General features: G+C 45.5%; 20 protein-coding genes. 13 read left to right on the top strand and 7 right to left on the bottom strand.

Annotated elements, in window-relative coordinates:
• The first annotated feature begins 6 nt into the window (after positions 1-6).
• The 4 genes from smc to rlmF all read left to right on the top strand — a co-directional run bounded on the left by smc (position 7) and on the right by rlmF (position 7,802).
• The gene (smc, locus tag CWI32_RS04350; RefSeq protein ID WP_100534706.1) at positions 7-3,459 is read left to right on the top strand and encodes a chromosome segregation protein SMC; all 3,453 of its coding nucleotides are present in this window, start codon (positions 7-9) and stop codon (positions 3,457-3,459) included.
• 1 nt (position 3,460) lies between these two features.
• Positions 3,461-4,453 carry a cell division protein ZipA C-terminal FtsZ-binding domain-containing protein gene (locus tag CWI32_RS04345; RefSeq protein ID WP_100534705.1) on the top strand — a complete coding sequence of 331 codons (993 nt, stop codon included), beginning with the start codon at positions 3,461-3,463 and terminating at the stop codon, positions 4,451-4,453.
• A 108-nt stretch (positions 4,454-4,561) separates the two neighbouring features.
• A complete protein-coding gene (gene ligA / locus CWI32_RS04340; RefSeq protein ID WP_100534704.1) occupies positions 4,562-6,601 on the top strand; it encodes an NAD-dependent DNA ligase LigA in 2,040 nt (679 codons plus the stop codon).
• Positions 6,602-6,827: 226 nt separating this feature from the next.
• Positions 6,828-7,802, top strand: a complete 975-nt coding sequence (gene rlmF / locus CWI32_RS04335) for a 23S rRNA (adenine(1618)-N(6))-methyltransferase RlmF (RefSeq protein WP_100534703.1) — start codon at positions 6,828-6,830, stop codon at positions 7,800-7,802.
• Between the two features lie 121 nt (positions 7,803-7,923).
• On the opposite strand, the gene CWI32_RS04330 is transcribed toward rlmF, so the two are convergent.
• Complete coding sequence (locus tag CWI32_RS04330) at positions 7,924-8,991, bottom strand: SDR family oxidoreductase (protein WP_100534702.1); 1,068 nt, start codon at positions 8,989-8,991, stop codon at positions 7,924-7,926.
• A gap of 342 nt (positions 8,992-9,333) precedes the next feature.
• Here CWI32_RS04330 and ftn point away from each other — a divergent pair, with 342 nt between their 5' ends.
• The 7 genes from ftn to CWI32_RS04295 all read left to right on the top strand — a co-directional run bounded on the left by ftn (position 9,334) and on the right by CWI32_RS04295 (position 19,786).
• Positions 9,334-9,798, top strand: a complete 465-nt coding sequence (ftn, locus tag CWI32_RS04325; protein ID WP_100328939.1) for a heteropolymeric bacterioferritin subunit Ftn — start codon at positions 9,334-9,336, stop codon at positions 9,796-9,798.
• A 519-nt stretch (positions 9,799-10,317) separates the two neighbouring features.
• Positions 10,318-12,075 carry an ABC transporter substrate-binding protein gene (locus CWI32_RS04320; RefSeq protein ID WP_100534701.1) on the top strand — a complete coding sequence of 586 codons (1,758 nt, stop codon included), beginning with the start codon at positions 10,318-10,320 and terminating at the stop codon, positions 12,073-12,075.
• A gap of 22 nt (positions 12,076-12,097) precedes the next feature.
• Positions 12,098-13,903, top strand: coding sequence for an ABC transporter substrate-binding protein (locus CWI32_RS04315; protein ID WP_100534764.1), 1,806 nt, complete (start codon positions 12,098-12,100; stop codon positions 13,901-13,903).
• A 19-nt stretch (positions 13,904-13,922) separates the two neighbouring features.
• Complete coding sequence (locus CWI32_RS04310; protein ID WP_100534700.1) at positions 13,923-15,929, top strand: M3 family metallopeptidase; 2,007 nt, start codon at positions 13,923-13,925, stop codon at positions 15,927-15,929.
• A gap of 12 nt (positions 15,930-15,941) precedes the next feature.
• The gene (locus CWI32_RS04305; protein WP_005172401.1) at positions 15,942-16,880 is read left to right on the top strand and encodes an ABC transporter permease; all 939 of its coding nucleotides are present in this window, start codon (positions 15,942-15,944) and stop codon (positions 16,878-16,880) included.
• Between the two features lie 7 nt (positions 16,881-16,887).
• Entirely contained in the window at positions 16,888-18,039 is a 1,152-nt protein-coding gene (locus tag CWI32_RS04300; protein ID WP_100534699.1) for an ABC transporter permease, read from the top strand.
• A 10-nt stretch (positions 18,040-18,049) separates the two neighbouring features.
• Positions 18,050-19,786, top strand: a complete 1,737-nt coding sequence (locus CWI32_RS04295) for an ABC transporter ATP-binding protein (RefSeq protein ID WP_100534698.1) — start codon at positions 18,050-18,052, stop codon at positions 19,784-19,786.
• Between the two features lie 54 nt (positions 19,787-19,840).
• Here the strand turns inward: CWI32_RS04295 and rluB are convergent, their stop codons facing one another.
• The 6 genes from rluB to CWI32_RS04265 form a co-directional block, all read right to left on the bottom strand.
• The gene (gene rluB, locus CWI32_RS04290) at positions 19,841-20,932 is read right to left on the bottom strand and encodes a 23S rRNA pseudouridine(2605) synthase RluB (protein WP_074384125.1); all 1,092 of its coding nucleotides are present in this window, start codon (positions 20,930-20,932) and stop codon (positions 19,841-19,843) included.
• A 41-nt stretch (positions 20,933-20,973) separates the two neighbouring features.
• Positions 20,974-21,564, bottom strand: a complete 591-nt coding sequence (scpB, locus tag CWI32_RS04285) for an SMC-Scp complex subunit ScpB (protein WP_005095975.1) — start codon at positions 21,562-21,564, stop codon at positions 20,974-20,976.
• Positions 21,561-22,355 (bottom strand): segregation and condensation protein A, encoded by a 795-nt coding sequence (locus CWI32_RS04280; RefSeq protein ID WP_005172392.1) that lies wholly within the window; start codon positions 22,353-22,355, stop codon positions 21,561-21,563. Before CWI32_RS04280 ends, scpB begins: the two co-directional genes overlap by 4 nt.
• 322 nt (positions 22,356-22,677) lie before the next feature.
• Entirely contained in the window at positions 22,678-22,962 is a 285-nt protein-coding gene (locus CWI32_RS04275) for a hypothetical protein (RefSeq protein WP_005095980.1), read from the bottom strand.
• Positions 22,963-23,003: 41 nt separating this feature from the next.
• Entirely contained in the window at positions 23,004-23,621 is a 618-nt protein-coding gene (locus CWI32_RS04270) for an L-threonylcarbamoyladenylate synthase (protein WP_005095982.1), read from the bottom strand.
• 87 nt (positions 23,622-23,708) lie between these two features.
• Entirely contained in the window at positions 23,709-24,371 is a 663-nt protein-coding gene (locus tag CWI32_RS04265; protein WP_005095983.1) for an elongation factor P hydroxylase, read from the bottom strand.
• Positions 24,372-24,468: 97 nt separating this feature from the next.
• Between CWI32_RS04265 and CWI32_RS04260 the strand changes: the two genes are divergently transcribed.
• Positions 24,469-25,026, top strand: coding sequence for a YceD family protein (locus tag CWI32_RS04260; RefSeq protein WP_074384127.1), 558 nt, complete (start codon positions 24,469-24,471; stop codon positions 25,024-25,026).
• 77 nt (positions 25,027-25,103) lie between these two features.
• On the top strand, positions 25,104-25,286 hold the full coding sequence (gene rpmF, locus CWI32_RS04255; RefSeq protein WP_004279227.1) for a 50S ribosomal protein L32: 183 nt from the start codon (positions 25,104-25,106) through the stop codon (positions 25,284-25,286).

The raw sequence follows: 25,286 nt of genomic DNA, 5'->3' as shown, positions 1-25,286 counted from the left end.
GACATTATGCGTTTAAGCAGTTTAAAACTTTCAGGCTTTAAATCTTTTGCCGACAGTACCACTTTACATTTTAAAGATAATCGTACTGCAGTCGTGGGACCGAACGGGTGTGGTAAATCTAACGTCATTGATGCCATACGCTGGGTCATGGGTGAGTCCAGTGCGCGCCAGCTGCGTGGTGGCAGCATGCAGGACGTGATTTTTACCGGAACTGCCAAGCGTAAACCGGTGGGCATGGCCAGTGTGGAACTGCGCTTTGACAATACCTATGGCAAACTGGGCGGCGCTTATAATGCCTATAATGAACTGGCAGTCCGCCGTCAGGTCAACCGCGATGGCAAGTCTGAATATTTCCTGAATGGCAGCAAATGCCGTCGTCGTGACATTACCGATATTTTTCTGGGCACCGGTCTGGGGCCACGTTCTTACGCGATTATTGAACAGGGCATGATCAACCGTCTGGTCGATGCCAAACCGGATGAAATGCGGGTCTATATTGAAGAAGCTGCCGGGGTTTCGCGTTATCAGGCACGGCGCCGTGAAACCATGCTGCATCTGGATCACACCATGCAAAACCTGTCGCGTCTGGAAGATATTGCCTCTGAACTGAAATCTCAGTTAAAAACCCTGAAACGTCAGGCTGAAAGCGCGATTCAATATAAGCAACTGGAAGAACAGATTCGCAGCATCAAGATTGAAATCCTGTCTTTCCAGTGTGAACAAAGCCAGCGCTTGCAAGAAGAATATACCGTGGAGATGAATACTCTCGGAGATAATTTTAAGCTGGTGCGTTCCGAGCTGACTACGGTTGAACATGATTTAGGTCGTACCAGTGAACTGTTTCAGCGTCTGATTCAGCAATCGACACCTTTGCAAAGTGAATGGCAACAGGCCGAGAAAAAACTGGCCGAACTGGAAATGACCTTGCAGCAAAAACAGTCTTTGCTCGAGCAAAATTCCACCAGTCTGGTCAAGCTGGAACAGCAAAAAGCCCAGACCAAAGAGCGTTTGCAATTGATTGAACTGCAACTCGATACCTTGCAGCAGCAAGCTGAAGATCAGCAAGCACAATTGCAGCAGCAAGATGGCCAGAATCAGGCGCAGAGCCAAAATCTGGCTGATCTCAAATCACAACATACAACAGTCGCGGCACAATTTGCCCAGATCAAAACTCAGGTCGAACAGCAGCAGCAGCGTAAATTACAAATGTTGGCTCAAAGTGAACAACTGGCCAAGAATATTGAGCGGATTGAACAGCAAAAACAGACCGTACAGCAACAGAGCATACAGATTCAGCATCAAGCGCAACAAGATGAGCTAGAGCAATATCAACAAGACAAGACTGAGATCGAACAGCAGCTATTCACATGTGAAGCGCAACGCACTGTATTGCAAGATCAATTGGCTCAAGTTCAGACCGAGCAGGCAGAACAGCAGCAGTGCTTGATGCAGTTAAAATCTGAAATTCAGGTGCTGCATTCGGAACAGAAAAACCTCAGTCAATTGCTGACCAAAGCCAATCCACATGCCAAGGCCGATGCACTACAGCTAATGCATGTACTTAAGCTCAACGATGCAGGCAAAGACCATGCAAAGCTGATCGAAAAGTTTCTGGCAAAATGGCTGTCTGCCCAGATTCTGGCAGAGGGTGAAAACTTTCTTGAAGATCGGGCGCGTCAGTTAAAGCCATATACTGTGCAAGATGAAATTCAGATTGCCAATACGGTGTGTCTGGCCGACTGGATTGAATCTCCACAGTATTCACTGTGGCAGCAGGTTGCAGTTGTAGATTCATTAGCGCAAGCCTTGAAACTTCAAACTGGGCTTTTGCAAGGTCAGACCCTACTCAGTCTGGATGGCTATCAGGTTGGGCCTGATTGGGTGATTGCGCTGGATTATGATGAATCGAGCCAAGCCGCTCAGGGCGCATTGAGTCATCGTATCCGTCTGGAGGAAATCGAGCTTCAGTTATCAGCACTGAATACCCAACTTAGTCAGGCTGAAGAGCAACTGCCTGAACTGAATCTTCGGATGAAGGAGTTAAAAACCCAGATTCAAACGATCAGTGAGCAGTACAAGCACACACAAAAGCAACTGCAACAACTCGATGTCAATATTGCCAAAGTTCAAAGTAGTGCTCAGGCTTTCGCATTACATAAGCAGCAATTACAGCATCAGCTGCAACAACTCGATGAGCAGCTAGAAGAAGATGCCATGCAGAAAGACGATCTGGAAATTGATCTGCATGCTCTGAATATTAAGCTGGAACAAGCGCTACCAAATTATAAAACCCTGCAATTCCAGCTGGAAGCATTGAGCACTCAGTTAGATGACTCGCAGCAGCTTAGCCAGCAAGCGCAGCAGGAACTGGAACTGCTGCGCCGTCAAAGCGTACAGAGTCAGCAGCAGATTGAATTGCTGGAAAAAGATCAGGTATTTTTAATAGAACAGTATCAACAAATTAATCTACAAATCGAGCAAGCCAAGAAATTTGTCGATCCGGTACAGCTAGAATTGCCTGCTTTACAGAGCCAGTTTAATGAACAGGCGCAGATCACTGAAAAGCTGCAAAAAACCTGGGCCGACTGGCAGATCGAATTAAATCAGGTGCAGAGCAAACAGCAGCAATTAACTGAACAGCGTCACAGTTTCCAGCAGCAGGATGAAAAACTGCGTACAGCACTGGAAGCCAAACGTCTGGCCTGGCAGGCAGCCAAATCTGATTTGCAGCATTATTCAGAACAATTAAAAGAACTGAATCATGAAGTCATCAGCGGTTTAACTATTGATGTCAAAACCCATCAGGCGAAACTGGAAAAAGCTCAGGCGCAGTTCGATAAGCTCGGTGCAGTGAATCTGGCGGCTTCTGAAGAATATGAAGAAGTCTCGAAACGCTATGAGGAACTGAGCCACCAGATGCAGGATCTGGAAAATACTGTGGAACAGCTACAAGCTGCGATGAAAAGTATTGATCAGGAAACCCGCAAACTGTTTATGCACACTTTTGATCAAGTCAATGCCGAACTGCAAAACCTGTTCCCGAAAGTATTTGAAGGGGGCGAGGCGAGTTTAAGTCTTGAAGATGGATGGCAATCGGGTGTAAAACTGATGGCCCGACCACCGGGTAAACGTAACAGCTCCTTGGCATTACTCTCCGGTGGGGAGAAGGCTTTAACTGCATTGGCACTGGTATTCGCGATTTTTCGCTTAAATCCGGCACCTTTTTGTGTACTCGATGAAGTCGATGCACCACTAGATGATGCCAATGTGGGACGTTTTTGTAATTTAGTCAAAGAGCTTTCTGAACACGTGCAATTTATTTATATTACCCATAACAAACTTGCAATGATGATGGCGACTGATCTTTTAGGTGTAACCATGCCTGAACCGGGAACCTCAAAATTAGTGACAGTAAATTTGGAACAGGCAAAAGAATACGGCTTAGCTGCGGAGGTATAATATGGAAATCACCACCATTATCGGGATTGTTATTGCAATTATCATCATGCTGTTGGGCATCAGAATGCTGTTCAAAAAACCTGTAGAGGCAGTCCCTTCACTGGATGCTAACCTGCATATCGATCCGGATAGCCAGACCCCTGTCATTCCTCGGCATGTACGATCGCAACTGGCAAAGCAGAACGCAGATCCGGCACAACGTATAGAGCCGAGCCTGAGCGTAGAAGAAAAGGCTCCTGAAAAACCTTCGGCATTTCGCAAGCCTGAACCGACCTTGGCTGAGCCAGCAGTGCTTGAGACAGCTGCAGCGGTCGAGCCGAGTCCAATGACCGAAGCTGAAGTGGTGGCAAGCTCTGCAACTACAGAACCAGCCGAAACATCACTGGAGCAAAAGCCGGCCGAAGTAGAACCGGAAAATAACCAGCCTGAAAATAAAGATATAGCTACCGAATTTAGTCTGAACAGCAACATCGAAAAAGCAGAAATTTCTGAATTTAATGATGAAAGCAGTATTCTGGATGCCCATCTGCATGAGCAAAAAATAGTGGATGAAGAAAGTGCGTTATCCAGTGCTGAAACCATTATTTCTCTGCATATCTATCCGCAAGGCCGTGTACTTTCAGGTGATAAAACCCTGAAAGTCTTACTCAAATATGGTCTGCGTTATGGCGAACTGGCCTGTTTCCACCGTTATAGTGAAGATGATTCAAAACTGCTATTTTCGGTACTGCAAATGACCGATACGGGTATGGAAGGCTTTGATCTGGAAACATTGTCGACTCAGGAAGTCAAAGGTCTGGCTTTCTTCCTGGCTTTACCGCATAGCGATGTACAAAATGCCTTTGATACCATGGACAGTATTTCACGTCTGATTGCCCGTGAAGTCGATGGTCTGGTCTATGATCAGAACCAGCAGGAATTTACCCCACAATTACGCGAATTCTGGCGCCATCAAGCGATTGATTATCGTGCCGGTCAACCGACAGAAGTTTAAGCGCTTTTGTTCAATCTCCAAGTTGAATCTGGAGACTGCAATTTTTATAATAGCCAAAAGCTGAATATTCTACAGGGCGGATTTTCCGCCCTTTTTTATGGTGAAATTATGACCCAAGATGCCACTGTCATTGCGCAAATGCGTCAACTGATTCAACTGCTTGCCAAGCATAACCATGCTTATTATGTGATGGATCAACCGAGCATTGAAGACAGTGAATATGATCAGCTCTTTCATCAGCTCAAAGCCCTAGAACAACAATATCCCGATCTGATCCAGTCCGATAGCCCGACCGATAAAGTCGGTGGGCAAGCACTTTCAAAATTTGTCACCGTTACGCATGCTGTTCCGATGCTGTCATTAGGCAATGTCTTTCATCAGGACGACCTGTTTGCTTTTGCCCGCCGTATTGAAGAACGTTTACCGAATCAAGAAATTGAATATGATGTTGAACTGAAATTTGACGGACTGGCCATTTCCCTGTGGTATGAGCATGGTGTCTTGACCCGTGGTGTGACCCGCGGTGATGGGGAAACCGGTGAAGACATTACCCAGAATGTCCGAACCATTCGCAATCTGCCGAAACTTTTATCATCAGTGAATGGCATCATTCCCGATTTGCTGGAAGTACGCGGCGAAGTGTTGATGCCGAAATCCGGCTTTGAAAAACTGAATGCCGCCAATGCAGCCAAAGGTGAAAAGACCTTTGCCAATCCACGTAATGCGGCGGCAGGCAGTTTGCGTCAGCTGGATCCGAATATTGCCGCATTACGGCCACTGGCTTTTTATGCTTATGGAATTGCACAATGCGTACCGCATCATGGGCAAGGCACAATGTCTGCCAGTCTGGAATGGTTACATCAGTTCGGTTTTGCGGTTGGCGAGCGTCACTTTATCTGTGACAGTATCCAGGACGTGCAAAAAGTCTATGAACAGATCATTCAGGAACGTGCCAGCCTCAGTGTAGAAATCGATGGCATGGTGATTAAAGTCAATGACCTAAAACAGCAGCAGCAACTCGGTTTTCTGAGCCGGGAGCCGCGTTGGGCCACCGCTTATAAATTCCCCGCAGTTGCAGCACTGACCACGGTTGAAAATATTAACTGGCAGGTGGGACGTACCGGAACTCTGACGCCGGTAGCACGTTTGAATCCGGTCGCGGTCGGCGGCGTGACTGTTTCTAATGTGACCCTGCATAATATTGGTGAAATTCACCGTCTCGATGTACGGATTGGCGATACCGTCAGTGTCTATCGTAGTGGCGATGTAATTCCTAAAGTGGAAAAAGTCTGGCCGGAATTCCGCCCGGTGGATGCCGTTGAAGTGCATTTACCTGAGCAATGTCCAGTCTGTGATTCACCGGTGGTGATGCCGGAAGGCGAAGCCTTGGCACGTTGTTCAGGAGGGCTGTATTGTGCAGCGCAGCGTATTGAGGCGATTCGTCACTTTGTTTCACGTAAAGCCATGGATATTGAGGGTCTGGGGGATCGCTGGGCAGAATCTTTGCTGCATCTAAATCTGCTGAAAGATGTCTCGGATATTTATCATCTGCATGAACATCGTGAGCAGCTGCTACAGATTGAAAAAATGGGTGAAAAATCTGTTCAGAATTTAATAGATTCTATTGAGAACAGTAAGAAAACCACACTGGCCGCTTTTATTTATGCACTCGGTATTCGTGGCGTGGGTGAAACTACAGCGCGCATGCTGGCCAATAATTTCCAGACACTGGAGGCACTGCGTCAGGCAGATCTGGAGGCATTAAAGAAAACCCCGGATGTGGGTGCTATTACTGCTGAATGGATTCTGGATTTCTTCCAGGCACCGCATAATCTGGAAGTTCTGGATCGTCTACTGGCGGCCGGCATTCACTGGGATGCACCAGTTGCACCGACCCGTCAGCCACTCAATGGCGAAAGTTGGGTCGTGACCGGAACCTTAAGCAGTATGGGGCGCGATGAAGCGACTCAATTACTTCAGGCACTGGGTGCGCGAGTCAGCGGCAGTGTATCCAGTAAAACCAAATGCGTGGTAGCCGGTGAAAAAGCCGGTTCCAAACTGGACAAAGCAGAAAAGCTGGGTGTAACGGTCATCAATGAGGAACAGTTCATTGCCCTGATGAAAGAGCATGGGCAAATCGAAGACTAATCAGTTCTAAACAATGACTCAAATAAAAAAGACACCAAGGATGATGAGTCTTGAGGTGTCTTTTTTATTGCTAGTTCAAAACTATAGGTGAATGAGAGGGGGGAGGATAGACAAATACAAGGACGGGTTCGGCAATGTGAGTTGAATTCACGTACAATATCGATTCATTTGCAGGTATAGATCCTGCCTTATTGATTCTGTTCTCCCGTTGATGATTGACATACACATGGCTCAAGCAAAAAAATCTTTTCTGCAACAAAAATCGCAATTACATGCACGAAATCTGCATCGCAGTCGTTACGATTTTCCTCAGTTAATCAAGAGTTGTCCGGAACTTGCGCCTTTTGTCAGCCCGAATCAATATAACGATCTTTCAGTCAACTTTTCTGATCCTCGAGCTGTGAAAATGCTCAATAAAGCATTGCTCAAGCATTTTTATAGTATTCAATATTGGGATATTCCTCAAGATTATCTTTGCCCACCTATTCCGGGTAGAGCCGACTATATTCACTATTTGGCGGACTTGTTGAGTGATAGCAATAAAGGTCAGATTCCAACAGGACACGCCGTTCACGTATTAGATATTGGGGTGGGCGCGAACTGTATTTATCCGATTATTGGTCATCGTAGTTATGGTTGGAAATTTGTTGGCTCAGACATTCATCCTGCATCGGTTAAAAGTGCTCAATTTATTGTGGAGGCAAATCCAAATCTCAGAAAGGGGATTCAGATTCGATTGCAAAAGACACCGAGCAATATTTTCAAAGGCGTGATTAAACCTTCAGATCGTTTTGATTTGACCCTGTGTAACCCACCATTTCATGCTTCGCAAGATGAAGCAAATGCCACAGCAACGCAAAAATTACGCAAACTTGGCAAACCGGTTGATCGGTCTAAAGTGGTGTTAAACTTTGGCGGACAAAAGAACGAGCTGTGGTGTGACGGTGGAGAAGAACGCTTTGTTTGCCAGATAGTACAAGAGAGCACACAGTTTGCTGAGCAATGTCTTTGGTTTAGTACACTGGTTTCTAAGAAAACCACATTGCCTATGCTGTTAAATACCTTGCGTAAGTGCGGTGCAGTGGATTTAAAAACCATTAAAATGACGCAGGGGCAAAAAGAGAGTCGCTTTGTGGCTTGGACTTTTCTAGATGCAAAGCAACAGCAAGCGTGGAAAAATGCGCGTTGGACTTCTGCTTAGCTTGTTTTTAGGCAGGAATAGTGAGCTTGTGGGCGCATAAGTCGGTGTAGTAGCTCAAATTTAATCTGACAGATACAATCAAAAAATCGGTAACTGTCAGATCAGGTTTGAGCTAGTACGATTAAGGAATATATTTTTTGACTACGCCATCATCGAGTAATTGCTGGAAATGCTCGACCAGACTTTCTTTCACTGGACGATATTGAATACCCAGTTCATCCTGACTCTTTTGCGCATTGAAGTAGATCGGATAACCCATGTTCAGTTCCACAAACTTGGGACTAAAGCCTGCCAATGGTCCAAACAGTTTAAAGGCCGCTTTTGGCAACTGATTGCGCGGGAAGGGGAACTTATTGCCAAAATTTTCTCTTAAAATCTGACCCATTTCCAGCAGGCTCAGGCTTTCACTACAAATAATATAACGCCCATGTGCTTCTGGTTTAAATGCAGCACGGAGATGTGCTTCAGCGACATCCTGCACATCGACCACACCATTCCACATGGGTGGAACACCGAGTAAAGTCATGCCATTGGCAAACTGTTGCAGTACTTCGACACTGCCAGACTGGGTATTTGGTGTGAGGGATTTACCAAAAACCAGCGCTGGATTGATACAGACCAGCTGCCAGCGATCCTGTGCTTCTGCCATTTCCCAGGCCTTACGCTCTGCCATGACTTTGGAATAAGGATAAGGCTGATGAGTTTCCGAACTGGTGCTATTCCAGTGTGATTCATCAAAACTGTTATTTTCAGTTTGCAGAATATCAATGGCATCGCCATAAGTAGAGGCAATACTCGAGGTAACAATCACACGTTTCACGGATTCTGTCTGATTGACGCTTTTCAGGACATTTTCAGTACCTAAAATCGCAGGTTCAATAATATCTTTGACCGCATCCTTATAATTGGTGACCACAAAGGGCGACGCCATATGAAACACAATTTCACAGCCTTGCATGGCGGCATCAAAAGAACCCGGACTCAGTAAATTGGCCTGAAATAATTTGAGGGTGCCTGGACTGTTCTCGGCAATTTTTTCTAAATGGGCGAAGCTTTTGCTTTTGTTTAGGTCACGTACCGTGGCATGTACAGTATAGCCTTGCGTGAGTAATTTCTGGATAACCCAGCTGGCAATATAACCCGATGCACCGGTGACCAGAACAGGTGCTGTTGTATGTGGATGTGTCATATTTAAACCGTTGTTGTTTTAAATTTGTCTGAATGATAAGCGAAATTTATGCATTAAGTACGCCAATGCGGTGATGTTTATACAAAAATAAGCAATCTTGCGGGTTTTAATGAATACTTACAAATCTTAACTGATGGATTTATCCGGCAGATTGTGCTTAAAGTGAATAGTCGTGACAGTGCAAAGTATTGTTTTATAAATGGGATTTGATTCAGAACGAAGTGTAAATGCAAGTACTTCTCATTTTAATTATATAAAAATCATATATTTAACCAATGTTAGGCTTTGCAAAATCCTTTGAGTTTCTCCATAATAGCCAGATAAAGGCAGGGAGTAATTCAAATGCGCGGTAATCCAGAAGTCGTAGATTATTTAAATATGTTGATCGGTGGCGAACTGGCTGCTCGTGACCAATACTTGATTCACTCTCGGATGTATGAAGATTGGGGTTTAACCAAAATCTTTGAACGTATCGACCATGAAATGCAGGAAGAAGCCCAGCATGCGGATGCGATTATCCGTCGTGTCTTGTTCCTGGAAGGTACACCAAACATGCAACGCGATGACATTGAGATTGGTGAAGATGTGGTGAGCTGTCTGAAAGCCGACCTGAAACTTGAATATCATGTGCGAGAAAAACTGGCACAGGGCATCAAGCTGTGCGAAGAAAAAGGGGACTATATCACCCGTGATATGCTGCGCCAGCAAATGTCAGATACCGAAGAAGATCACACCTACTGGCTGGAAAAACAATTGCGTCTGATCGAACTGATTGGCCTGCAAAATTATATTCAATCGCAGATGTAAGATCAGATCAATCAAAAAACCCAGCATATGCTGGGTTTTTTTTCTGGGGTGAAAATTGAGGGCAATACTATTCTGGTTTCAGTTGGGACAATGTGGGGTTGATAAACATTGCACAAAGAATAGGATGATTGCATAAAGAGACATTTAGTGAGCAGTTGGTTATTATGAATTTCTGGGTTCTAAGATCAAGGCCATGTGAATTCTCTAAAAAAAAGCTTATTTATCTTTGTGTGAAGAGAAGACGAATCGGCGTTTTAAAGATAAAAATGACATAAAAGGTTCATTAAAAATATTTGGTTAGGCAGAATAAGGGCAAGTGCATAAAAATAAATTTTCTCGGTAGAAGTTGAAAAAATAGTTGTTTTTGAAGATATGAGATTTGCTTTGTCCAATTTAATTTCTCTATTCAGCTTTGATTCATAAATTGCAACAAATATAGGGCGTTAGGTTAAGAACTTCCTAGATCAATAAAACATTAAGATAAAAATAGGTATGACTTTGAAATCAGTAATTTTAAGGATGACAGTTCTAGCACTGGCAATGGTCTCGGCAGAAGGGGTTTCAGCAAAATCGCCTGCACAACCAGATAAAGTTTTGAATATTGCATTTGAAGCGCCTGATGATGGTTTCGACATGGTCAAGACCTATAATTTTTATAGTGGCAGTATTGCTGAAGCAATTTTTGAACCCTTATTACGTTACGACTATCTGGCGCGACCAGCCACTTTAACTCCGAATACTGCGGAAGCCTTGCCCAAGATCGAGCAGGATGGCAAGGTCTATACCTTCAAGATTAAACCCGGCATCTATTTTAGTGATGATCCGGCATTTAAGGGCAAAAAACGTGAACTGGTTGTCGAGGACTATATTTACTCCATGAAGCGGGTGATGGATCCTAAAAATCATTCGCCGACCTTTTCGTTTATCGAGGGCAAAATTCTCGGTGCAGATGCTGCCATTCAGCAAGCCAAAAGTTCTGGTCAATTTAATTACGATGCGCCAATTGCAGGACTAAAGGCACTTGATCAATATACCTTGCAAATCACGCTCACGCGTTCCGACTTTAATTTCCCTTATATCATGGCCTATGTCACTTTTAGCGGTACCGCCAGAGAAGTCATTGAGCATTATGGCGCGCGTGCAGGTCAGCATCCAGTCGGGACAGGGCCCTATCAATTGCATAAATATGTGCCGCGTAGCCGGATTGAATTAAAGGCCAATCCAGATTACCGGGGATTTAGCTGGAATTTTAAGGGTGAAAATACGGCCTGGGATCAACGTCTGGTAAAAGAAATGAGTGGCAAAAAAATGCCGCAAATTGGGATGGTCAAGGTCAGTATTATTGAAGAAGAACAATCGCGCTGGCTGGCGCTGAAATCGGGTCAACTGGATTATGACCGGCTCACTGCAAGCGGTGCCGAACAGGCCCTAGTCAATAAACAGCTCAAAAACGAATACAAGCAAAAAGGCATTTTGCATTATCCAAATAAAGACGCAGAAATCACTTATACCATCATGAATATGCGCGATCCTGTGGTCGGTGGAAATTCACTAGAAAAAATCGCTCTGCGTCGGGCAATCGCCTTGTCTTATAACCAGAATGAAGCCATCAAACAGCTGTATAAGGGACATGCAGATAAAGCTGAAATGACCATTCCCGAAGGCGTGAATGGGTATAATCCAGCTTATAAAAATAGTATTGCCTATAATCCCCTCTTGGCCAACAAGCTGCTCGAGCGTTTCGGTTATAAAAAAGGTGCAGATGGCTATCGGACTTTGCCTGATGGCAAACCTTTGACACTGAAAATGAACTCGACCAGTTCCAGCTCTTCAGTGATTGCAGCGGAATTATGGAAAAAAAATCTGGATGCAGTTGGTCTACGTATTGAATTTAAAATCAGCAATTTCGCCGACAACCTGAAAGAAGCCACGCAATGTAAACATATGCTGTGGGGCGGTGCCTGGATTGCAGATTATCCGGAGGGTGAAAATTTTGCTCAACTCTTATATGGCCCAAATGCACAGCAGGGCAACCTGAGCTGCTATACCTCAAAAGCCTATGATGCTCTGTATCAGGCTGCCATGAAGCTGCCACCAGATCAGCGTACGCCCTATTATGAAAAAATGAACCGGCAAATCGAAGCCGATAATCCCTGGATTTTACACAATACCCGGGTGCGTAACTGGCTGATCCATCCTCAGGTTCAAGGCTTTAAGGCGCATCCAATCATGAACTCCGTTTGGCAATATCTCGATATTGAACCAGTCAAAAAATAAACCTATTTAGATGAAGAGTATGATGAAGGGAAATTTATCAAAGCAATTCAAGCAACTGACGGGTAGTGTTCTGCTGGGAAGTTTGCTCTGCTCGGGGATCGTTTCTGCATGGGCCATTAATCCTGCAGATCCTAACAAGGTGATTCGGGATGTTTTTCCGGTGGCAGAAACCGGATTTGATCCCGCCGCAACGCACGATGCCTATTCAGCCCGGGTTAATAGCGCGATTTTTGAAAACCTGTTTAGCTATGACTATCTGGCAACCCCAGCCAAGCTGATTCCTAATACCGCGGTTGCCATGCCAGAAGTCAGTGCAGATGGTCTCACTTATACCATCAAAATCAAAAAAGGCATTTACTTCGCCGATGATCCCGTTTTTAAAGGTCAGAAACGTGAACTGACGGCTTATGATTATGCCTATTCATTAAAACGTCTGATCGATCCCAACTTGCATTCACCAAATAGCTGGTTGCTGGATGGCCGGATTAAAGGGCTGGAAGCATGGGTCGCCTTAGGCAAAAAGAATGGCAAAGTCTATGAAAACCCCTTTGAAGGCATTCAAACGCCAGACCGTTATACCCTGATTCTGAAACTGACCCAACCGGATCAAAACTTTCCGATGTTACTGGCACATGGCCCAGCAGCTGCAGTTGCCCGTGAAGTTATTGAAAAGTACCGTAATAAAGCAGGCTTTGCGATGGACAAACCAGTCGGTACAGGCCCTTATTTATTGTCACGCTGGACTCCGGGTTCACGCATTATTTTAAAAGCCAGTCCGAACTACCGGAGTTTTGTCTGGAATTTTAAAGCCAGTAGCAGCGAAGACCAGCCTATTGTGGATGCATTGCAAGGCAAAAAAATGCCGCAAATTGGCACGATTGATATCCGGGTCATTGAAGAAGCCCAGTCACGCTGGTTGGCCTTTAATAAAAATGAACTGGACATGACTGAAATCGACGGCGACATGGTGGTTCAGGCGCTTGAAAATGGGCTACTCAAACCTTCCTTAAAACAAAAAGGGGTTCAGTTATCTAGGATTACCGATCCGCTGATTGGCTACCATTACTGGAATATGCAGAATCCTGTGGTTGGTGGGTTCAGCAAGGAAAAAATTGCGCTACGTCGTGCCATGGCCATGGCTTACTCTACCGACAATATGATCAGTGTCTTGCTCAAGGGCGATGCCAATAAGTTACAGATGCCGGTACCACCCGGGGTGGTTGGTTATTCACCGGATTATAAAAGCAGTATTCCCTATTCGGTCAAGGCGGCCAATATGCTGCTTGACCGTTATCAATACAAAGTCGGGGCCGATGGCTGGCGCAGACAACCCGATGGTAAGCCTTTAGAGATTGAACTGATTGTCGGTAATACCAGTCGTGGTCAGCAACAGGCAGAATTCTGGAAAAAAGCCCTGGACAATATTCAGATCAAGATGGTCAGTAAAGCCATGCCATTTGCCGAGGCGATCAAGCTGGAAAAACAATGTAAGACCATGTTTAAAAGCTCGGCATGGATTGCAGACTATCCGGATGCCGACAACTTCATGCAGCTTTTTTATGGCAAAAATGTCAATGTCACCAACAATGCCTGCTTCAAACATCCTGAATTTGACCGCCTGTATGAGCAAACCCAAAGTATGCCAGCCAGTCCTGAACGTGATGCAATCTATCGCAAAATGTCCCGGATTCTGGAAGTGAATATGCCGGTACTGATGCTATATAGCACCTATCGTAATGTCTTGTCGCAACCCCGGGTCATTGGCTATAAAAACCATCCGATTCTGTCTTCAGAGTGGATGTACATCGATATTGATAGCAAAAAGTAAGAAAAATCTGGAGATAAATATGAAATCGAAGTCTTTAAAATTAAGTAGCTTATGTTTAGTCATAATGGGGGGGTATCAGGGGGTAGCGGCACAGACTCAAGCGCAGCTACTGCCATTATTTAAGGCAGCAGAGATTCCATCTTTATGTGATGCCAATCTGGCCAGCATGCAAAAAGATATTCAGATATTTGAAAATCAGAAAATTAAAAATAAGGCCAAGGCAGGGCCTTATCTGGCTGAATGGGATGAATTACATGCCAAAGCCCGGGATTTTGGTGCAGCAGTCGGATTGTATAGTAATGTCGATCCAGACCCTGCATTGCGTCAGGCAGCAGATGACTGTGAGCTAAAAATCAGCAAGTACCAGACCACGCTGTACCAGAATCCGAAACTGTATGCCCAGTTCAAGAAACTGAAGGCCAGCGATCCGATTGATCAAAAATTCTTGCAAGATATTCTGGAGCAGTTTGAAAAAACAGGGGTACAACTCAGTGCAGAAAAACAAAAGCGCCTGAAAGATATCATCGAAGAATCGACCAAGCTGTCTCAGGATTTCGCCAAAAATGTACGTGATAATCCGCATAAAGTCGAATTTACCCCAGCAGAAATGAAAGGTCTGCCAGCCAGCTATATGGCGGGGTTAAAGAAAAATGAAAAAGGCAATTATCTGCTTGGCTTTGACTATCCGGAATACCAGCCATTCATGGAGCTGGCAGAAAGTGATGAAGCGCGTAAACGTTATCAGATGGCTTATACCCGCCGTGGGACAGAGCAAAACCTGCAATTTATGAAAAAAGCCATTGATCTGCGTTATGAGATGGCTCAACTTTTTGATAAAGAAAGCTATGCACATTCAGCCCTTGAATTTCGTATGGCAAAAACCCCAGAAGCGGTGAATTCTTTTCTAGAGGATGTGTATAGCAAAGTCGCACCTTTAGAGAAACAAGATGTAGAGGAGTTACGCCAGTTCAAAGCCGAGACCTTAAAAGTTCCACGAGAGAAAGCAGACATTACTCGCTGGAATCAGGGCTATTGGAGTGAAAAACTGCGTCAGGCCAAATACAAGGTCGATCAGGAAAAACTGCGCGATTACTTCCCGACCGAAGCGGCACAAAAATGGTTATTTGCTGTGTCATCAGAACTGTACGGGATTGATTTCAGGCCGATGAAAGTCAAGGCCTGGCACAATGAAGTGGAATATTATGCGGTACATGATACTGCCTCAGGTGAATTCTTGGGCGGATTATATGTCGATAAATACCCGCGTGAAGGTAAATATGGACATGCGGCCGTCTGGGGCGCCTATGGTGGCAGTACCCTGAATCAGCGTCGTCCGGTGTCGGTACTGGTCACCAACTTCAACCGCAAAGGTTTGAACAGCAACGAGCTGGAAACCTTTGTGCATGAAATGGGGCATGCCTTACACGGGATTTTATCGAAAACCCGCTATTCCGAACAGTCTGGTACATCGGTAGAGCGTGACTTGGTGGAAGCACCTTCACAGATGTATGAAGAGTGGGCACGCCGTCTGGAAACCTTATCAAAAGTGGCCGATTATTGTGAACCGGCTTGTCCACGTGTCGATGCTGCCATGACTGAGCGTCTCAAAGACGTAAAAAACTATGGTCGCGGTCTGCATTATGCGCGTCAGACTTTATATGCGCAGTACGATATGGCCTTACACAGTAAAGATGCCCTCAAGACCGACCCATTAAAATTATGGCAAGAGATGGAAAGCAAAACTGCCTTGGGTTATGTACCCGGTCAGCAGTTCCCGGGACAGTTCGGGCATGTGATGGGCGGCTATCAGGCAGGTTATTACAGCTATATGTGGTCCGAGGTGATTGCGCTAGATATGCTCTCTGCCTTTGGCGATCAGTTGATGGATAAAAAAGTCGGTGCGCATTATCGCAATACGGTCTTGGCGCAAGGCGGACAAAAACATGGCGAGCAGATGGTGAAAGACTTCTTGGGTCGTGATCCGGACAGCAAAGCTTTCTTTAATGAAATCTCTGGAAAAAATTAAGGAAGGCAAGCGATGCTGGCATATATTATTCGACGGCTCTGGCAAATGATCCCCACCATGCTCGGGGTGATTTTGCTGATCTTCCTGCTGTTTAACTGGGTGGGGGGCGATCCTGCCTATATCCTCGCCGGTAAAATGGCCAATGCAGAACAGATTGAAAACATCCGGCAACAGCTTGGCGTGGATCAACCGTATTATGTGCAACTGTGGATTTTCATCAAGCAGATTTTAACCTTTGATTATGGGGTGAGCTGGAGTACCGGCGAGTCGGTGGCGCAAATTATTAGTACGCGTCTGGGACCCTCACTGACCATTCTGATTCCACTGACCATTTTGCAAACCATTATTTCCATCATTTTAGCCTTGGGTGTGGCGTCAGTTCGCGGCAGTCTGACCGATCGCATGATCATGATGCTGTGCACCATCGGCATGTCGATCAGTATTCTGGTCTATATCATTGTGTTTCAGTATTTCCTCGCTTATGAGCTGAGCTGGTTTCCGGTGCAGGGCTGGAGTGATAATTTCGCTGACAATCTTTTCAAATACGCCTTATTGCCTGTACTGATTATGCTGGTGGTGAGTATTGCCCCGACCTTACGTCTGTACCGCAGTTTCGTACTGGATGAAGTCAATCAGGACTATGTGCGTACTGCACGGGCCAAAGGTCTGGGCGAAAGCCGGATTCTGGGCGTGCATGTGCTACGCAATGCCTCGATTCCGATTATTACCGATGTGATGGCGGGGCTTCCAGCACTGCTGATCGGTGCTTTCCTGATTGAGCGTTTTTTCGGTATTCCGGGGATTGGCCGTGAAGTGATTATTGCCGTAGAGCGTTCGGATTTCCCGGTGATTAAAGCGATTACGGTCTATGTTGCCGCTGCGACCATGATATTCAACCTGATTGCCGATCTGATCTATAAATGGGTCGATCCACGCGTACAGTTGAAGTAGGTGAATTATGCTGAGTGCGATATTTAAAAAAGAGCAACACGCTCAAGCCGTGCCTGAGTCTACTTCGACAGGATTATGGCAACTGGCCATGCGCCGTTTGAAACGTGACCGGATTGCCATGTTCTCCTTATTGGTGGTGCTGTTTTATCTGCTGCTACTTTTGCTTTCCATGAGCGGTTTTATTGCCAAGGACTGGAATAAAGAAGTGGCGGTCAGTTATGCACCGCCAAGTTTTATCAGTGCAGCGCCTATGCCGGCTGTTTCCGGTGAAGAACAGGAAGCAGAATCGGTCGTTTTACCGGTCAATCCAGTCGATCCTTTAAAAGAGGTGATTGCAGAACTCAATGCTGAAATTGCTGCTGAGCAAAGGATGGGGGGCAGCATCGATTATTATGGTGTAACAGATCCGCTGGCAGAAGACATGCACGTCATTAACCAGCAGCTCGGTGGTCAGCTGATGGATCAGGACAGCGAATTAAAACAGAGTCTGATCTTTGGTGCGGATAAATGGGGACAGGATGTTTTACAGAAAACCATTAAAGGTGCGGAAACCTCGATTCTGGTCGGACTGGTTGCGGCTTTGGTCGCTGTGATCATTGGCACCGTACTTGGTGCACTTGCCGGTTATTTTGGTGGCTGGGTCGATGATCTCCTTAACTGGTTTTATAATGTCTTTACTTCAATTCCTTATTTACTGCTGGTTCTGGCAATTGCTGCGGTGTTACAACAGAAAGGGATTTTATCAATCATCCTGATTTTAGGTCTGACCGGCTGGACTGGGGTTTTTCGTCTGGTTCGTGCCGAGTACATGAAACATACGGCGCGTGAATATGTACTGGCTGCCAAGGCGATTGGGGTGAGTAATTTACGGCGTATGTTTGTACATATTTTTCCGAATGTCAGTCATATTGCCTTGGTACAAATGTCCATTCTGGTGGTGGCTTTTATCAAATCTGAAGTGATTCTCAGCTTCCTCGGTTTTGGCGTGCCAATCGGAGTAGTGTCTTGGGGAAGCATGCTGAATGAAGCGCAAAGCGAGCTGATTTTAGGGAAATGGTGGCAACTGGCCGCAGCCTCGATTGCCATGGCAATACTGGTGACGGCTTTCTCGATGTTTACCGATGCACTCCGTGATGCATTAGATCCGAAACTGAAATAGGAGCGCAACCATGTCTGAAATCAATCCAAGTACAGCACCTGCGTTACTTCGCGTGGAAAATTTGCGTGTCAGTTTTAAAGGTGAAAATAAACAATATATCGAAACCGTAAAAGGGGTTTCTTTTGAAATTCCGGCCAATACTACGGTGGCATTGGTGGGAGAATCGGGAAGTGGCAAGTCGGTTACTTCACTGGCGACCATGGGCTTGCTCCCGACGGAAAGCGCGCGTATTTCCGAAGACAGCCAGATTATCTTTGAAGGGAAAAATCTGCTTAAGCTCAAAACCCGTGACATGCGCCAGATGTGTGGTAAAGACATTGCCATGATTTTTCAGGAGCCGATGTCCTCGCTCAATCCGGTATTTACGGTAGGCATGCAGATTGCAGAAATCCTGCAACTCCATTTGGGTATGAATAAAAAGCAGGCGCGGCAACGTACTCTGGAATTGCTCAAAGAAGTGGGTATTCCTGCACCTGAAACTAAAATCGATGCCTATCCGGGACAGCTTTCGGGGGGGCAGCAGCAGCGGGTCATGATTGCCATGGCTATTGCCTGTGAACCTAAACTGTTGATTGCGGATGAACCGACCACAGCACTGGATGTCACCATTCAAAAGCAGATTCTGGATTTGCTGGAATCGCTGCGTCAGCGCCGTCAGATGTCGATGCTGTTCATTACCCATGATCTGGCTTTGGTGGGGGAAATTGCCGATCAGGTGATTGTGATGCGACATGGTGAAATTCGTGAACAGGGTTTGGTTCAGGACGTACTGGATCGACCTCAGGATATGTATACCCGGGCTTTATTGCATTGCCGTCCACAATTGTCGCAACGTCCGTTACGTTTGCCGATGATCAGTGATTTTATGAAACAGGATGGTTCAACCTGGCTGGACGATATCCACCTGAATACTCAACTTCCGCAACGCTCACGCGGACTCAAGGGCGGAGAAGAAATTATTCTGGATGTACGTGATCTGAAAAAATCTTTTTATAGCCGCAAAGGTCTGTTTGGCAAAGATGAATTTCAGGCGGTGAAAGGGGTTTCTTTTCAGCTGGCCAAAGGTAAAACCTTGGGGCTGGTCGGAGAATCCGGTTCGGGCAAAACCACCATTGGCTTGCTATTGATGCGTTTGCAACAGGCAACAGGCGGTAAAGCGCTATTTCAGGGGCGGGACATTTTGGCCATGTCTGAAAAGGAATTTAACCAGTATCAACGTAAAATCCAGATCATTTTCCAGAATCCTTATGCCTCTTTAAATCCGCGTTTTACCGTGGGGCAAATCCTGATGGAACCGATGCAGATTCATAAAATTGGTCAGGATGATACAGAACGCAAGCAAATGGCTTTGGACCTGTTGGAGCGGGTCAGCTTGCCTGTTCAGGCTTTTTATCGCTATCCGCATGAGTTTTCCGGTGGTCAGCGTCAGCGAATTGCGATCGCGCGTTGCCTGACTTTAAAACCTGAAATTTTAATCTGTGATGAATCGGTCTCGGCACTGGATGTTTCAGTACAGGCGCAGGTCTTGAATTTACTGCAAGATTTGCAGGATGAATTTGGACTCAGTTATATTTTCATTTCACATGATTTATCGGTGGTGAAGTATATTTCAGATCAGATCATGGTGATGAATCATGGGGAACTGGTGGAAATTGCCAATTCAGATGAATTGTATCAGTCACCACAGCATGAATATACCAAGCGTTTACTCAGTGCCATTCCACAAGGGATTCCACAAAGTGCCTGATACATAATGCATAAAAAAGTCAGGCATTTGCCTGACTTTTTTTGTTTATATCAATTAAAACTTTTTAAAGCCTTTATTGACACCGTATGGACGACGTGGCGCATTTTCATCACGCTCTTCACGGCGACCAAAAGCTTGATCTGGACGAGTTTCGCGGCGAGGAAATTGAGTATTGCCATCACGGTTGTCACGACGAACGAACTGCGTACCATTTTGGTTTTCATTTCTGTCACGACGACCATAGGCATTGTCATCACGACGCTCGCGGCCAGGGTTATTCTGTGGTTGTTGTTCATCACTGTCACGACGTTGCTGACGCAAGAAACCGCCACGGCGTGCAGCCATCGGTTTATCCTGCATACGCTCGTTACGACGTTTCGCCATACCAAACAGGCCTGTACCTTGACGTGGTTTCAGTTCCACAGCTTTGGTCAGGTTGTCGATATCGTTTTTATCCAGTTCAATCCAGCGACCGGTACGCAGTTCGCGTGGCAGAATCACAGTACCGTAGCGGGTACGCAGCAGACGGCTTACTTTCAGACCTTGTGATTCAAAGATACGACGTACTTCACGGTTACGACCTTCTTTTACTACGACCTGGAACCAACGGTTAATACCATCACCGCCGAGTTCAGAGAACGATTCGAATTTCGCTGGGCCGTCATCTAATACCACGCCTTTAAGCATGGTGTTTTTGATTTGTGGTGTCACCTCACCCATGACACGAACTGCGTATTCACGTTCGATTTCATTGGATGGGTGCATCAAGCGGTTGGCAAGTTCGCCATCATTGGTGAACAGTAACAGACCGGTCGAGTTAATATCCAGACGGCCGACCATCACCCAGCGATCGCCCGGAATCGCAGGCAACTGTTCAAACACGGTCGGGCGGTTTTCAGGATCGCTACGTGAGCAGATTTCGCCTTCAGGCTTATAATAGATAATCACACGACGACGAATTTCGTCTTCAATCTGAAATGCAACCTTACGACCATCGATGCGAAGCTCATCACCTGGTTCGATTCGTTCACCCACTTGGGCAATTTGCCCATTGACGCTTACACGACCCGCGGCAATGACTTCTTCCATATAACGGCGAGAACCCAAACCAACGCGTGCAAGCACCTTTTGCAATTTTTCACTCATGACAGCATAACCTTAGAAATAATTATCAACAGTTCACCTATTTATGACTTCGGTGCATTTGCATCGAGGGCCATAAAAGCTTCCTTGGCATCCTGCAGGGGAGGCAATTGGCCTAAAGAATTCAAGCCAAACGCATTTAAAAATTGTGGCGTTGTCATTAACAACGCAGGTCTTCCAGGGAGTTCACGAAATCCGGATTCTTTAATCCAGTTCCAGTCAAACAGCGTACGCAAAATCTGACTGTTATTCGTCACACCACGAATTTGTTCAATATCGGCTCGGGTCACCGGCTGGTGATAAGCAATCACTGCAAGTGTTTCAAGTAAGGCTGGCGACAAGCGAGTTGGTCGCTCAGGCCAGGTCTGTGCAATAATATTACGATATTTTGCACGCACTTGAAAACGGTAACCTTGTGCTGTTTCAATCAGTTCAATCGAACGGCCATGCATTAACATGGAAAGTTGTTGTAAATACTGACGTAATTCCTGTTTGCTATAGCGATCCTGAAAAGCCTCTTTCAGACGCGCCAATGAAACCGCAGAGTCGCTGGCGAAAATAATCGCCTCAAGCTGCATCAACACCTCATGCAGATGATCTTCTGCAGAAAACAGCGTATTTGGCTCTAGTGTCATTGACTGGCTCCTTGAACTGCGAGCGGGGCTTCAATACCTGTAGCAATAATCTGGATTTTTTGTTGCCGGGTCAGCTCCAGCACTGCCATAAAGGTCACCACCATACCCATGCGTCCCTGACTCGGTTTGAGTAAATCGGCAAAAGATAAGACTTCGCCAGATTCCAGACAGCTTTCAATATAGGCAATCCGTTCTTCGAGCAGTACCGGTTCCTGTTGCACCTGATGAATCACCGGTTCAGGACGGTTAAAAATACACAACAAGGCATCACGCAGTAAATCGATCGAATAGCCTTCATTATTCTGCTGAACGTCGCCCAGACTGACATGGGTCAGGAATGTATCACGCTCCAGAATAGGCATTTGCCCCAGACGTTCTGCTGCCCGTTTAATTCTTAAATAATTTTCTAAACGGTCGATCAGTTCTTGTTTTGGATCTTGCTCAATCGCAGACAGGCTTTTCGGTTTAGGCAATAACAGACGCGATTTGAGATCTGCCAATAAAGCAGCCATCACCATATAATCTGCGGTCAGCTCAATATTCAGGGATTTCATTGCATCCATATAGGATAAATATTGCGCTGCAATCGGCGCGATATCGACTTGCAACAGGTCAAAACCATTTTTTTGAATCAGGTAAATTAAAAAGTCGAGTGGGCCTTCAAAATGTTCTAACAAGATTTCAAATGCGGCGGGAGGAATATACAGATCCTCTGGAATAGTATCCTGCCATTCATCCAGAACCCGAATGTGCGGAGCAGATTCCATTGTGTTATGGATAATTTGAGTCATTACAATTATAGGCCACGCGAATTTTCAAAGGCATGCAAAGGCTTGATCTTCGGTATCTCATCGAAAGAAAAAGCATAGAATTAAGTGCCGTCATTGTACTGGAAAAGTAACTCTAAATAAATTAAATAAGGAGTCAAAGGCATAAAAACTTGAAAAAATAATGGAATTTATTTGCAATTTAAAAGAAGGCCCCAAAAAAACAGCCAGATAAGCGGGGCAAAGAGTCAATGTGTTACGGGTAGAAGCTATGACCATATCCATGTTTTAGTATCTGTTTTAGTATCCTGCGATATGATTAATACCTATCTGAGTGCTAAGAACTTCAGCGCGGTGAGGAAGGATATTCACTCAGTGCAAACTCAATCATACGTTGGCAAGTCTCTGCCAGGCATAGGTTCTGGCTTGAATAGATCTGTAATAGCTGTCGAAGCAAAGCCAAATTCATGAAAAACTGATATTCAGTAGCATCAATGTTTAGAGTGGGACTGGGCGAAGGATATGCTTCGATCATGATGGCCCTGGATTGAAGTGTCCAAGGCAGTTCTGCATAGATACAATATTGGGCAGAGAATTCATGCTGATTCAGCAGGATATAAAATAAATCCATAGACTGACTCCTGCAGTCGGCTGGAAATAAGATGGCATTCTTTATTCAAATGCGCTGACATCACCCACGCCACGACGAATAATTTCTGGATGATCACCAGATAAATCAATAATCGAGGTGGTGCTTAATGTACCTAAACCGCTATCGATAAACACATCAATGCGTTTGCCCAATTGCATTTCAATCTCAAAAGGATCATCCAGCGGATCGGTCTGGTCCGGCAAAATCAGGGTAGAGGTCAAGAGAGGCTCACCCAGTTCTTTGAGCAGCATCTGACACACCGGATTGCTCGGAATGCGCAGGCCAATGGTTTTCTTTTTGGGATGCATCAAGCGTTTCGGCACTTCACTGGTGGCCGGTAAAATAAAAGTGGTGACTGCTGGTGTATTGTTTTTGAGTAAGCGATACATGGCATTGTCCACTTTGGCATAGGTGGCAATATCGGATAAATCACAGCACAAAATTGCATATTGATGTTTTGGGCCAAGTCCGCGAATCTGCGCAATGCGTTCCATGGCACTTTTATTCCCAATCTGGCAACCAATCGCATAGGCAGCATCCGTGGGATAGACCACCACATCGCCAGCACGGATTCGTTCTACCGCCTGACTGATTAAGCGCGGTTGCGGGTTATCGGGGTGTACGCGTAAATGCAGCATAGAGGCTACTCCAAGCTTGGGCTGATGGCTTATTATGTGGCGCTCAGGCAGCGTCTGGCAATCACCAAAAAGGTAGATTTGTGTAATTTAATCAAGCATTTCACGTATAAATTCATCAGATTGTAAACTTTTGCCACCTCTGCTACAGGCACAGATACATTGAATAAAGCGTTGTGCATCCCGTGGCAATTTTGCCTCACCACGAAAATAAGCCTGCACTTGTGCATAGACATGATCTTTAAAGCGGGTTCCGTCACCGCCGTCACCAGTCAGGTTATCCAGCGACACCCGAAATTTACGCCCAAAGGCCTGGGCAAACATCCACTCGATTGCCTGCGGTTTAATTTCTACCTGTTCAAACAGCGCTTGTTGTTCGGCTGTACGCCCATCCGGGGCATACCAGTAACCAAGATCCGGAAGTTCCCGGCGTTTATCCCCGGCAATTGTCCAATGGCTGATTTCATGCAAGGCACTATTAAAGAATCCATGTGCAAACTGAATCCGGGCAGGAGTATCGGCATCGGCAGGAAAATATTCAGGTTCAAATTCGCCACGGACTAAAGTCACATTTAAATGGGAAAACCAGTGATTAAAGTGTAAGATGAGCCAGTCCACCTGCTGCGCTTCTGACGATAAATTCGTCCATGGCGAGAGTTGCACTTGTTGTGTTGAACTGTCAGAATCAAGGCTTGGAATTGTGCTAACGAGTGATGAAACATTCACTTCTGTTTGCGGCTGCAACAGATGCATGACTTGAGTTACCCAAATGGTCTGTCGAAATAAGTACAAAATTGTATCTTAATCTTTGACAGAGTACTGATGAATTTGTAGAATTGCCGCCTTAATTATGTCAGCAAATACCTTTCCGGCACAGATTGAGCCGTTTAAATGGGCTGAACAGGGCTTTAAATGGTCAGGTCAACTGCCTTTATCCCGCTTTGTTCGTATCGCTCGTGAAGCTGTTGGATCAATTGATGATCAATTGATTAACATAGACTGTAAGCTATCAATGGATGCCTATCATCGTATTGCATGGCTAGATGGTCACGTTGAAACAAAAGTTCCTATGGAATGCCAGCGTTGTCTGGAAACTGTAGAGATTGAACTGGTTTCATCGTTCCATTTGGCACTTGTGGATGATGAGTCACTGATAGAGCGCTTGGATGAGGATGCTGATTTCATCGTCCTAGGTGAAAGTGAAGCAACGACCAAAGGTGACTATGATGCACCTGCGACCGCTGATTTGCTCGCGCTGATAGAAGATGAACTGTTATTGTTGGTGCCGTTGTCGCCTAAACATGAGTTTTGCGAACATAAGCATCAGCCTGCCATAGAAGAAGTTGTCGAAGAAAAACGAGATAATCCGTTTGATGTTTTGGCAGCTCTGAAGGGTAAACTTAACTAATTTTTGTGTTATACTCTTGTGTATAAGACAATCGAATTTGTTCTGATCCATTTTTTCGATCTTTGTAAGGAGCCATCATGGCCGTTCAGCAAAACCGTAAAAGTCGCTCTCGCCGTGACATGCGCCGTTCACATGACGCTTTAACCGAGAATGCATTAACTGTAGACCAAGCTACTGGCGAGACTCACCGTCGTCACCACGTATCTAAAGATGGTATCTACCGTGGTCGTCAATTATTCGCTAAAGCATCTGCTGAATAA

The organism is Acinetobacter pseudolwoffii (assembly GCF_002803605.1).
In the GTDB taxonomy this organism is placed as follows: Bacteria; Pseudomonadota; Gammaproteobacteria; order Pseudomonadales; family Moraxellaceae; genus Acinetobacter; species Acinetobacter pseudolwoffii.
Note: the sequence above shows the minus strand (reverse complement) of the source record. Positions and strands in the feature narration are given on the sequence as shown.

Bases quoted from the DNA above. Each gene is read 5' to 3' on its own strand.
- smc (WP_100534706.1), top strand. From the start codon at position 7: ATGCGTTTAAGCAGTTTAAAACTTTCAGGCTTTAAATCTTTTGCCGAC.
- CWI32_RS04345 (WP_100534705.1), top strand. From the start codon at position 3,461: ATGGAAATCACCACCATTATCGGGATTGTTATTGCAATTATCATCATG.
- ligA (WP_100534704.1), top strand. From the start codon at position 4,562: ATGACCCAAGATGCCACTGTCATTGCGCAAATGCGTCAACTGATTCAA.
- rlmF (WP_100534703.1), top strand. From the start codon at position 6,828: ATGGCTCAAGCAAAAAAATCTTTTCTGCAACAAAAATCGCAATTACAT.
- CWI32_RS04330 (WP_100534702.1), bottom strand. From the start codon at position 8,991: ATGACACATCCACATACAACAGCACCTGTTCTGGTCACCGGTGCATCG.
- ftn (WP_100328939.1), top strand. From the start codon at position 9,334: ATGCGCGGTAATCCAGAAGTCGTAGATTATTTAAATATGTTGATCGGT.
- CWI32_RS04320 (WP_100534701.1), top strand. From the start codon at position 10,318: ATGACAGTTCTAGCACTGGCAATGGTCTCGGCAGAAGGGGTTTCAGCA.
- CWI32_RS04315 (WP_100534764.1), top strand. From the start codon at position 12,098: ATGAAGGGAAATTTATCAAAGCAATTCAAGCAACTGACGGGTAGTGTT.
- CWI32_RS04310 (WP_100534700.1), top strand. From the start codon at position 13,923: ATGAAATCGAAGTCTTTAAAATTAAGTAGCTTATGTTTAGTCATAATG.
- CWI32_RS04305 (WP_005172401.1), top strand. From the start codon at position 15,942: ATGCTGGCATATATTATTCGACGGCTCTGGCAAATGATCCCCACCATG.
- CWI32_RS04300 (WP_100534699.1), top strand. From the start codon at position 16,888: ATGCTGAGTGCGATATTTAAAAAAGAGCAACACGCTCAAGCCGTGCCT.
- CWI32_RS04295 (WP_100534698.1), top strand. From the start codon at position 18,050: ATGTCTGAAATCAATCCAAGTACAGCACCTGCGTTACTTCGCGTGGAA.
- rluB (WP_074384125.1), bottom strand. From the start codon at position 20,932: ATGAGTGAAAAATTGCAAAAGGTGCTTGCACGCGTTGGTTTGGGTTCT.
- scpB (WP_005095975.1), bottom strand. From the start codon at position 21,564: ATGACACTAGAGCCAAATACGCTGTTTTCTGCAGAAGATCATCTGCAT.
- CWI32_RS04280 (WP_005172392.1), bottom strand. From the start codon at position 22,355: ATGACTCAAATTATCCATAACACAATGGAATCTGCTCCGCACATTCGG.
- CWI32_RS04275 (WP_005095980.1), bottom strand. From the start codon at position 22,962: ATGGATTTATTTTATATCCTGCTGAATCAGCATGAATTCTCTGCCCAA.
- CWI32_RS04270 (WP_005095982.1), bottom strand. From the start codon at position 23,621: ATGCTGCATTTACGCGTACACCCCGATAACCCGCAACCGCGCTTAATC.
- CWI32_RS04265 (WP_005095983.1), bottom strand. From the start codon at position 24,371: ATGCATCTGTTGCAGCCGCAAACAGAAGTGAATGTTTCATCACTCGTT.
- CWI32_RS04260 (WP_074384127.1), top strand. From the start codon at position 24,469: ATGTCAGCAAATACCTTTCCGGCACAGATTGAGCCGTTTAAATGGGCT.
- rpmF (WP_004279227.1), top strand. From the start codon at position 25,104: ATGGCCGTTCAGCAAAACCGTAAAAGTCGCTCTCGCCGTGACATGCGC.